The organism is Synechococcus sp. Cruz CV12-2-Slac-r (genome assembly GCF_024346075.1).
Taxonomy (GTDB): domain Bacteria; phylum Cyanobacteriota; class Cyanobacteriia; order PCC-6307; family Cyanobiaceae; genus Synechococcus_D.
The window spans coordinates 1-10097 of the sequence record NZ_JAGQEK010000061.1 but is presented as its reverse complement, the minus strand read 5'-3'; the positions used below and the strand labels follow the sequence as shown (position 1 = coordinate 10097).

At 48.7% G+C, this 10097-nt stretch carries 7 protein-coding genes; 4 read left to right on the top strand and 3 right to left on the bottom strand.

Features of this window, described 5'->3' with window-relative positions; all coding sequences use genetic code 11:
• The 3 genes from KB557_RS06370 to recN form a co-directional block, all read right to left on the bottom strand.
• Positions 1-608, bottom strand: a 608-nt coding sequence (locus tag KB557_RS06370) for a carbonic anhydrase (protein WP_255132429.1), incomplete at its 3' end; no start/stop codon positions are given.
• Between the two features lie 70 nt (positions 609-678).
• The gene (uvrA, locus tag KB557_RS06365) at positions 679-3594 is read right to left on the bottom strand and encodes an excinuclease ABC subunit UvrA (protein WP_255132428.1); all 2916 of its coding nucleotides are present in this window, start codon (positions 3592-3594) and stop codon (positions 679-681) included.
• Between the two features lie 44 nt (positions 3595-3638).
• Positions 3639-5321, bottom strand: a complete 1683-nt coding sequence (gene recN / locus KB557_RS06360; protein ID WP_255132425.1) for a DNA repair protein RecN — start codon at positions 5319-5321, stop codon at positions 3639-3641.
• A 124-nt stretch (positions 5322-5445) separates the two neighbouring features.
• Here recN and KB557_RS06355 point away from each other — a divergent pair, with 124 nt between their 5' ends.
• The 4 genes from KB557_RS06355 to dnaN all read left to right on the top strand — a co-directional run.
• On the top strand, positions 5446-7347 hold the full coding sequence (locus tag KB557_RS06355; RefSeq protein ID WP_255132423.1) for an AarF/ABC1/UbiB kinase family protein: 1902 nt from the start codon (positions 5446-5448) through the stop codon (positions 7345-7347).
• A gap of 30 nt (positions 7348-7377) precedes the next feature.
• Positions 7378-7878 carry an alpha/beta hydrolase gene (locus KB557_RS06350; RefSeq protein ID WP_255132421.1) on the top strand — a complete coding sequence of 167 codons (501 nt, stop codon included), beginning with the start codon at positions 7378-7380 and terminating at the stop codon, positions 7876-7878.
• Between the two features lie 33 nt (positions 7879-7911).
• Entirely contained in the window at positions 7912-9015 is a 1104-nt protein-coding gene (thrC, locus tag KB557_RS06345; protein WP_255132418.1) for a threonine synthase, read from the top strand.
• A 343-nt stretch (positions 9016-9358) separates the two neighbouring features.
• Positions 9359-10097 (top strand): DNA polymerase III subunit beta (dnaN, locus tag KB557_RS06340; RefSeq protein WP_255132430.1); only part of this gene is annotated, 739 nt, incomplete at its 3' end.

Here is a 10097-nt window from a genome sequence, read left to right as displayed (position 1 = left end):
TTCAGAATATAAAACTGAACTCCTTCGCTGCAAGGGGGAGTAGTTAAAGACCCAGCGTAGGTATAATAGTCAAGATTAACTGGTAAAATTCCTGAAAGGGACGGTAAATTTAGTTCTACCTTAGCGCCTTTTGTTCGAGGAAGTTTACTCCAGAAAGAATCTAGATAAGCATTTTTAGCACCTTCCTTAAAGTTCACACCAATAACAGCGAGCTTGCCGGCCGCATTCTGATGCACCAAATGTACGTTCATTTTGAAATGAACGCCATTAATTGCTTCTTCACTGGGTGTATGGAAATGATACTGAAGTAATTTGTAAGCTTGATTGCCAATTTTTAAACCACCAGAGGTATTAACTTGAATTGTGGTTCCTGTATTAACAACTACATCACCAGATGTTGCGGGGTAATCAGGCTTTAAAGGAACCGGTAGAGATTTTTTTTGAACATTAGAAGTTACAATATTAACAGGTGCTTGCTCTTTGCCATCCGCGCACTTTTGATAGGCAGGACTGAGTTGGCCCCATTTTTCTGGTGACACATCGCCTTTATACCCATATTGAGGTTTAGCTATTACAGCTGCAGCCTGCAATACAATAAATGGCAACATCAGTGAAGATAGTTGCAAGCGAAAGGAGGGCATTTGAAAAATGGATCATTAAATATCTAAATTTATCACACTAGAACGCTAGCGGCAACGCTGGATGCTGGATCAAAACCTGCTTGAGATAAAGGGCGGTGTGGCTAGTGGGATGCTCCGCCACTTGCTCTGGGGTGCCACACACAACAATTTCACCACCTTTATCACCACCTTCTGGGCCTAGATCAATAATCCAATCTGCACAGCGAATCACATCGAGATTGTGTTCAATTACAAGAATTGAATTACCTTTATCTACTAATCTTTGCATCACTTCCATCAATTTATGCACATCATAGAAACTTAAGCCAGTAGTTGGTTCATCAATTAAATAAAGTGTTTTTCCAGTTGCTCTTTTTGATAGTTCGGTTGCCAACTTCACTCTTTGTGCCTCGCCACCAGAAAGGGTTGGTGCCGGTTGGCCAAGCTTCACATAACCAAGCCCCACATCCACCAGGGTGCGTAATCGATCGGCTGCCTGGGGAATGGCAGTAAAAACGTCAGCCGCCTGTTCCACCGTCATCTGTAGAACATCTGCAATCGTGTGGCCCCGGTATTTCACCTGTAGGGTTTCTCGGTTATAACGAGCGCCTTTACACACATCACATTGCACATATACATCGGGCAAGAAGTTCATTTCAATAACATTTACCCCTTGACCGCTGCAGGATTCACAACGCCCACCTTTAACGTTGAAACTAAACTGACCCACTTGATAACCACGCGCCTTGGCTTCTACTGTTGCTGCAAATACCTGGCGAATTGGATCAAATGCACCTGTATAAGTAGCAGGATTAGACCTCGGCGTACGGCCAATCGGAGATTGATCAATAATAATTACTTTATCAATGGCGCTAATGCCACGCATTTCAGCTAAGCCACTCGGAAATGGCACTTTCATGCCGAGTTGATGTTCAAGGGCTGGATGAAGTAATTCATTCACTAATGTGCTTTTACCACTCCCGCTTACCCCAGTTACTGCCACCAAGCGGCCAAGGGGAATTTCCACATCTAAATGATTTAAATTATTTCGATGGCAATCGTGCAAAGTTATACGGCGCGTATTACTAGTACGCCGCTCAAATGGGGTGGGGATTGAAAGCCTGCCGCTTAGATATGCACCGGTAATCGAATCTTCTGCCGCCATTAAATCATCCATGCCACCTTCTGCAACTATTCGCCCGCCATGCACACCAGCCCCGGGGCCAATATCAACTATGTAATCCGCAGCCCGCATCGTATCTTCATCGTGCTCCACAACAATTAAAGTATTACCCAAATCCCGCAACTTAATCAAAGTAGCTAGCAATCGATCATTATCTCTTTGATGCAAACCAATACTGGGTTCATCGAGCACATACAAAACGCCAGTGAGGCCAGCTCCAATCTGGGTAGCTAAACGAATACGTTGCGCCTCCCCCCCCGATAGGGTCATGGCGGGGCGATCAAGGCTTAAATAATCCAAGCCCACATCAATTAGGAAGCGCAATCTCATGCGAATTTCCCTTAATACCAGATCAGCAATTTGTATTTGTCTGCTGCTCATTAATGCTTCACCAGTGCTATCTATGCCCATCAAGGCCTCGATACGCCTCAGGCACTCACCAACGCTCACAGCTGTTAGATCGGTGATACCAAAGGGGCCAATTCGCACTGCGAGGGCTTCTGCTCGAAGTCTTTTACCAGCGCAGCTGACGCATGGAACTAAATCTTGAAATTTTTCTAACTTTTGACGCGCCGATTCTCCACCCGCATCTGTTAATTGCCGATCTAAAATTGTTAAGACCCCTTCAAATCTACGTTCGTATCCTTTATTTTTACTATATCTACTATCAGCTTCTATCATTATAGGTTCTACGGTGCCAAATAACAAAGCTTCCTGTTGGGTGCGGCTTAGATCTTTCCAAGCAGTTTTTAATTCAAACTTATAAGCCAACCCCACACTATAAAGCAAAGAAAAATAATAACTACTATCTTTTTCACTCCAAGGTGCAATAGCTGAATACACAGGTTGGCTTGGATCAGGCACCACCCTTTGTTCAGTAAATTTACGTAGAAAGCCGATACCATGGCAATCGGGACAGGCGCCATAGGGGCTATTAAAAGAAAACAGCCGTGGTGATAACTCTTCCATCACCGCCCCATGCACCGGGCAGGCATAGTTTTCTGAATAAAGTCTTTCTCGCTCCACCCCATCAGCTAAGGCTTCACTCTTTTTAGGAACCACTTCCACCAAGGCCAGCCCGTCACCCCGTTTCAAAGCGGTACGCAAAGAATCGGTTAAACGTTCTTGCACCCCTTCACGGGCTACTAAACGATCTACCACCACCTCAATGTTATGGGAGTGGTTTTTATCTAATTCAATATTATCTGAAAGTTCCCTCACCTCACCATTAATACGCACTCGGGCAAAACCCTCTGCAACTAAACCGCTTAATAATTTGTTGTGGGTACCTTTTTTACCCCGCACAACAGGAGCTAATATTTGATATCTGCAATCATCAGGTAGCAGCAATATCTGATCGACCATTTCATCGATCGACTGCGGCTGGATTGAAAGATCGCACTGGGGGCAATGGGGTTCACCGGCCCTACCAAATAACAAGCGCAGATAGTCTTGAATTTCCGTAACCGTGCCAACGGTGGAACGGGGGTTGTGGCTGGTGGATTTTTGATCGATCGAAATCGCAGGTGATAAACCTTCAATCGCATCAACATCAGGCTTATCTACCTGCCCCAAAAATTGCCGGGCATAGGTGGAAAGGCTTTCCACATAGCGTCTTTGCCCTTCAGCAAAAATAGTATCGAAGGCAAGAGAGCTTTTACCGCTACCGCTCACGCCCGTAAAAACCACCAAGCGGTTGCGAGGCAGGGTGAGATCTACGTTTTTGAGGTTGTGCTGGCGGGCGCCCCGCACCCGGATTACCTCGCCTGAAATGGCCTTGGCGCGAGCCATCGGAGAGGTTCAACAATTCGCGATTCTAGGCAAGTGCGCCCCGTTCAAGCGAGCCTTTGCTGCAAAAGGCTCGCTGCAAAGCGTCTGGCCTCACCACTATCACCACCAGCTAATTCAGCTAACTCCTTTTCACGATCCTGGGGGTTCAGCAATGGCCGCACCAGGGTGCGGGTTACACCGTTTTGCACTTCTTTTTGCACCAGCAGATGCTGATCTGCTGCTGCTGCCACCACCGCTTGATGGGTAACACAAAAAACCTGTCGGTGTTTGGCTAAACGCCGCAACAGATCCGCCATAGCCACACTTACCTTGCCACTCACGCCACTATCGATCTCATCAAATACCAGCGTTACCCCAGTATCAGCTTCGGCTAAACAGGTTTTTAAGGCCAGTAAAAATCGACTCATCTCCCCACCGGATGCCACCTCTTGCAAAGGTGCCAAGGGTTCGCCTGGATTAGCGGAAAATTGAAACTGCACTGTTTCAGCGCCTTCTTCTCCGGGCGAACATGGATCAAGCGCAATTGCAAAGCGCACCGCCGGCAAAGCCATGGGTCGCAACGCCTGCATCAACTGCTCTTCAAGGCTGCGAGCTGCTCTTTGGCGTTCAGCGCTAAGGGCTGCGCAGGCCTGATCTCGTTTTAAGCGGCCTGTTAATTCCGCCTGTTCCAGCGCTGCCAATCGAGCTTGCATTCCAGCTTCAAGCAATTGCAGGCGCAATTGGTCGCGCCGCTGGATTAGCCCGCTGAGCTCCAAACCATGGCGCCGCTCCAAACCTTTTAGTAATGCAATTCGATCCTGGAGAGTCGCCAGATGTTCTGGATCTGCTTCCAGCCCGCTTGCATAAGCATCAAGGTCTTTTGCCAACTCCTGAAAATTGCTGTGGGCCTCTAGCCAGCGCTGCTGAAACACCAGCAAGCTGGCATCAAGGCCAAGCATCACCTGTAATTCCTGATCACAGGCCGCCAAATGTTCCAACACCGCTGGCGCCGCCTCGGCCCCCTCCTGCAGCCGGCCCTGTAATTCAGAGCAACCTTGCTGCAGCCTCACCCCATGGCAAAGGCGGTCCTGCTCCTGCTCCAACCGCTGCCGCTCATGGGGATCCTCCAGTTGTGCTGCCTCCAGTTCATACAACAACTGCTCTTGCCGCTGCCGCTCTTGTTCGCTCTGATTTAGCGCCTGTTGCGCCTGCTCCAGTGCTTGTAGGGCCTGCTTCCAACCCTTTTGGGCTTGGCGCACCGGGCTTAGGCAACTTTGTAAGGCACTTCCACCACAGCGATCAAGCCAGCGGCGTTGCTCCCCAGGGCGGCCTAGGTGTTGGGTGATCCCCTGGCCGGTGAGATCAAGGAGGAGCGGCCGCAATTCAGCCAACAGCGTTTTGTTTAAAACCACCCCGTTTAGGCGGCTGCGGCTGATTAATTTGTCGTCTTGGCGTCGTAATTCACGGCTGAGCAGTAGTTCATCTTCAGCCTCAAGATTTAACTGTTGGTGAGCGCACCACTGGCGCAGAGCAGGGCTGAAAGAAAAGGCCGCTTCGATTTCGCCGCGATTGGCACCGGTTCTTATAAGGCGCGCTGGTTGGCCGCCGCCAGTTACTGCATCGAGCGCATCAAGCAGGATTGATTTCCCTGCGCCAGTTTCACCTGTTAACACTGTGAAACCAGCAGAGAAGCTAAGTTCCAACGCTTCGATCAAAGCAATATTTTCGAGGCGCAGAGTTGTGAGCACCCCAGCCTCCGATAAACAGCTAAAAGTTATGCAAACCGTAGCTAAGGCGAGGCCGTTTCATAAGGGGTTAAAGCACAGCTGAACCAATCGCCTATCAGAATCAACTGAAAAGCAGCAAAAAGCAGTGGAAACGCTCAAATCAAGGGAACTGAGCGATTTTCTTGAGGTTGCTGGGCTCAACAGCTACGACCCTGCAACGATCACCAGGATTTATGCCGGCCATCCGCAAAGATTATTGCGGCGGCTTTGGCAAACCTTGGTGCCGATCGCCCTGCTGCTGCTTGGGGTATTAAGCGACAAAATCAGCGGCAGGTTGAAAAATGCTGTTGTTGCGCGGCAGCGAGCAAAGCAAGCCTCGAATTTATTAGCTGAATTAGGCCCGGCTTTTATCAAAGCTGGGCAGGCCCTTTCCACCCGGCCAGACATTGTTCCACCGGTGTTACTTGAGGAATTATCGAGGCTTCAGGATCAATTACCAGCATTTTCTAGCGATCTTGCTAGGGCCTGTATCGCTGAAGATCTTGGCGCTCCGGTTCATGAGTTATTTGGAAGCCTTGAACCGGAGCCAATTTCAGCTGCATCTTTAGGTCAGGTTTATCGAGGCACCCTTAAAGACGGTAGGGCGGTGGCGGTGAAGGTACAAAGACCGGGGCTGAGAGAACAAATTACCCTTGATTTATATATTGTTCGCAATATTGCCGCTTGGCTTAAAACTAATATTGGTTTAATACGTAGTGATTTAGTTGCCTTAATAGATGAATTAGGCAAGCGGGTTTTCGAAGAGATGGATTATTACAACGAAGCTAGTAATGCTGAGAATTTTGCTAAGTTACATGCCCACAATGCCCGTATTGCGGTTCCTGCCATCTATCGCGAACTCACCAGCAGGCGGGTGCTCACCATGGAGTGGATGGAGGGAATCAAATTAACCCGTTTAGATGCGGTTCAAGCGATGGGTGTAGACCCTGAAGAGTTGGTGGAAATTGGTGTTAATTGCAGCTTGCAGCAACTCCTGGAGCATGGTTTTTTTCATGCTGATCCCCATCCTGGCAACCTCTTAGCTCTGCCGGATGGCCGTTTGGCTTATCTTGATTTTGGCATGATGAGCGAGGTAACTCGAGAATCGCGAACTGGTTTAATTAGGGCTGTGGTGCATTTAGTAAATAAGAATTTCGATGCCCTCTCAAAAGATTTTGTTAGCCTTGGTTTCCTAGCGCAAGAAGTAAATCTAGCTCCGATTGTTCCCGCCTTTGAGCAGGTGTTTAGCCAAGCGCTAGAAAAAGGTGTAAGCCGCATGGATTTCAAAGCAGTTACCGATGATTTATCCGGAGTTATGTATAAATTTCCTTTCCAAGTACCCCCATACTATGCCTTGATAATCCGTTCGCTTATCACCTTGGAAGGTATTGCTTTAACAGTTGATAGAGACTTTAAAATCCTCGGTGCTGCCTACCCATATTTTGCCCGCAGATTATTAGAAGATTCCGATCCTGATTTAAGAAAATCACTTAAAGAAATGTTATTTGAAGGAGAAGTATTTAAGTGGTCTCGTTTAGAAAACTTAATACTTAGTGCTGCTAAACAGCAACAACTAGATCTTAACAGTTTAATTGACCAAACTTTGGATTTTCTATTTTCTCCAAAAGCCGGTGTGTTGCGTATGCAGTTGGTTAACGCCGCCGCCGATCAACTCGATGCAGCAGGATGGCAGTTGTTTCAAAGGATTGGTAGGCGCCTTCCTAAACAGCTGCGCCCCCCTGGATTACAGAATTCAGCTGCAGTAGTTAACAGTAATCATTTGCTAAGTATCGAGCCAATTCGTGAATTGCTGAGCATTCTCAATAAACTTCCTGGGTTTGAAGCGCAGCTGCTCACAAAACGCTTACCACGGCTTCTTAATGAACCGGATCTCAGGGAGATGGGTTTTGAGCTTGCAAAAGGTTTAGCCGAACGCAGTGTGGTGCGTTTGGTGAGGGATGTGCTTACAGACCCCAAGCTGAAACTTCAACTAAACGCAGCAGCCTAGATTTAAGACGAAAATTTTTTTCCAGTTGCCGTGCTTCATATCCCACCGGTGCTGGCCACTGAAAACATAGTTTTCGTGAGCGGTGCCTTTCGACGCACGATTTATGTATCCGATCTGGAATCTTTTGCAAAAACAGGGGTTCCCGTTGGTTTGCTGGCTGATCTGCTGAAATTTTCGAAGCAGAATCCAAAATCCGTTCAGGGAATGATTAACACTGAACTCCCTGTTCCGGTTGTTCTTACTAGTCGTTTGCTCTACACCCGCATCGGTGAGGCGATTTTGGCGAGGGCTACTGCAGTGATGCATCCCCTACGAGCTCCGCAGTTTGGTATCCAAGCTTTGCGTTCTGCTTTGGTGCTAGGCGTTGCTGAAAACAATGGCAAGCTCAGCCCCCTCAGTTTTCTTAGGGCCTATCCAGCCGAAGAAATGGCAGTAGATATTCCCCAGCTATTAGGGATATTGAAAAAAGCTTCTTCCATAAGCGAGCTGGTGCGTTTTTTCTCGGAAGCTCCCTTAGACGGCTTGAAGTAACCGCCCAGCTAAAATGTTCTTTTAAGCCATTCCGTGCCTTTTCCCAGTTCCGTTCGCGGCCTATTCCAAAGGCCCACCACACAGAACTGGCAGGGGCTTATCCATGCCTACAACCGTTGGCTACCCGTTAGCGATCGCACCCCTGTAATCAGCCTTTGCGAAGGCTCTACCCCTTTAGTAGCTGCACCTGCTTTATCAGCACGGCTTGGTAGGGGTATTCAGGTGCATTTAAAGGTGGATGGTCTTAACCCCACCGGTAGTTTTAAAGACCGTGGCATGACGATGGCGGTTAGCAAAGCAAAGGAAGCTGGCGCCACAGCTGTGATTTGTGCCAGCACTGGCAACACCTCTGCTGCTGCTGCTGCCTATGCCCGCCGCGGCGGTATGAGGGCCTTTGTGTTGATTCCCGATGGGTATGTAGCCCAAGGGAAATTAGCCCAAGCTTTGCTTTACGGAGCTGAGGTGCTGGCGGTGCGCGGAAATTTTGATCGCGCCCTCACCATCGTTAGAGAGGTGGCTGATAAATACCCCGTAACACTGGTTAATTCTTTAAATCCCTATCGCTTGCAGGGGCAAAAAACAGCTGCATTTGAGGTGGTTGATGTGTTGGGGGATGCCCCCGATTGGCTTTGTATCCCCATGGGTAATGCCGGCAACATCAGCGCTTACTGGATGGGATTTAAAGAATATAAAAATGCTGGTAGATGCCGCACCTTGCCGCGAATGATGGGCTTTCAAGCAGCCGGATCAGCTCCACTAGTGCATGGCACCACTGTTGAGCAACCAGACACGATTGCCACTGCAATCCGGATCGGAAACCCAGCTAACCGCGAAAAAGCACTGAAGGTGAGGGAAGAAAGTAATGGTGGTTTTTCAGCTGTAAGCGATCAAGAAATTCTCAGCGCTTATCGCTTCCTTGGCCGCGAAGAAGGCGTGTTTTGCGAACCAGCCAGTGCAGCTTCTGTGGCGGGGTTACTGCAAAGGGCTGAAGAGGTTCCTTCTGGGGCTCGGGTGGTGTGTGTACTCACCGGTAATGGCCTCAAAGATCCAACTACAGCAATTGATCACAGTGAAGCCACATTCCATGGCGACCTAGATCCCAGCACTGAAACAGTGGCAAAAGTTCTGGGTTTTTAATTAACCGGGCCGCAAACTGTCTGGGGAAGAAGCTCAAATTAACTGGGGAAAACCTGGGGCTATTGAGCGCGAATTTTCTTGGGCGGTTTTGCACAAGCATTGGAAAAAGTGGAAAACCTCTTTATTTCCCCATTCAGCCAATTAAGTTCCACAGCTAATTATTTGATAAAACCCTTTATTTTCAATGCTTTTAAAGCTTTTCCAGGCTTTCCCCAGCCCCTACTACTACTGGTTATTTCTTTTCTTTTAATTTATTAATCCTTTTGATAGAGGAGGGAAATTACGCGTTGCGATTTGGCAATTGGTGTGGAAGCTTGGTAGCAATTCAATCGGTCCCAAAGGGATGAAGTTGGTTTGCAGCCAAACAGAGCTCAACAGCAGCCTGCAATTGGTAAGCCGCGCAATTGCTGGTAGACCCACCCATCCGGTACTTGCAAATGTGCTGGTTACAGCCGATGCAGCTGCAGGGCGGATCAGCCTCACCGGATTTGATTTAAGCCTTGGGATCCAAACCAGCTTTGCAGCGGTGGTAGAGGGCAGTGGCGCCATCACCCTGCCCGCAAAGTTGCTCGCCGATATCGTTAGCCGCTTGCCGCCTGATGGCCCCATCACCCTCTCCTGCCCTGAAGGGGAAGAACAGGTGGAACTCACTGCCCTTTCTGGCAGTTATCAGATGCGCGGTATGACCGCTGAAGATTTTCCTGAACTACCACTTGCCCAAAATGGCAGGCCGATTTTATTGAGTGGTGCCGCTTTAGTGGAGGGCTTGCGGAGCACTCTTTTTGCAAGCAGCAGCGATGAAGCAAAGCAGATCCTCACCGGCATTCACCTCAAGGTGGAGGAAGGCGGCTTGGAATTTGCTGCCACCGATGGCCATCGTTTAGCGGTTAGGCGTAATCAAGCCGGAGGGGAACAGGGGGCTGAACCCTTTGCTGTAACTGTGCCAGCCCGTTCTTTACGGGAACTGGAACGTTTGTTATCAGCTCGCCCAAGTGAAGAATCGATCAGCTTGTTCTGCGATCGCGGCCAGGTGGTGTTTTTATGGGCTGATCAAGTGCTCACCAGCCGCACTCTCGATGGCA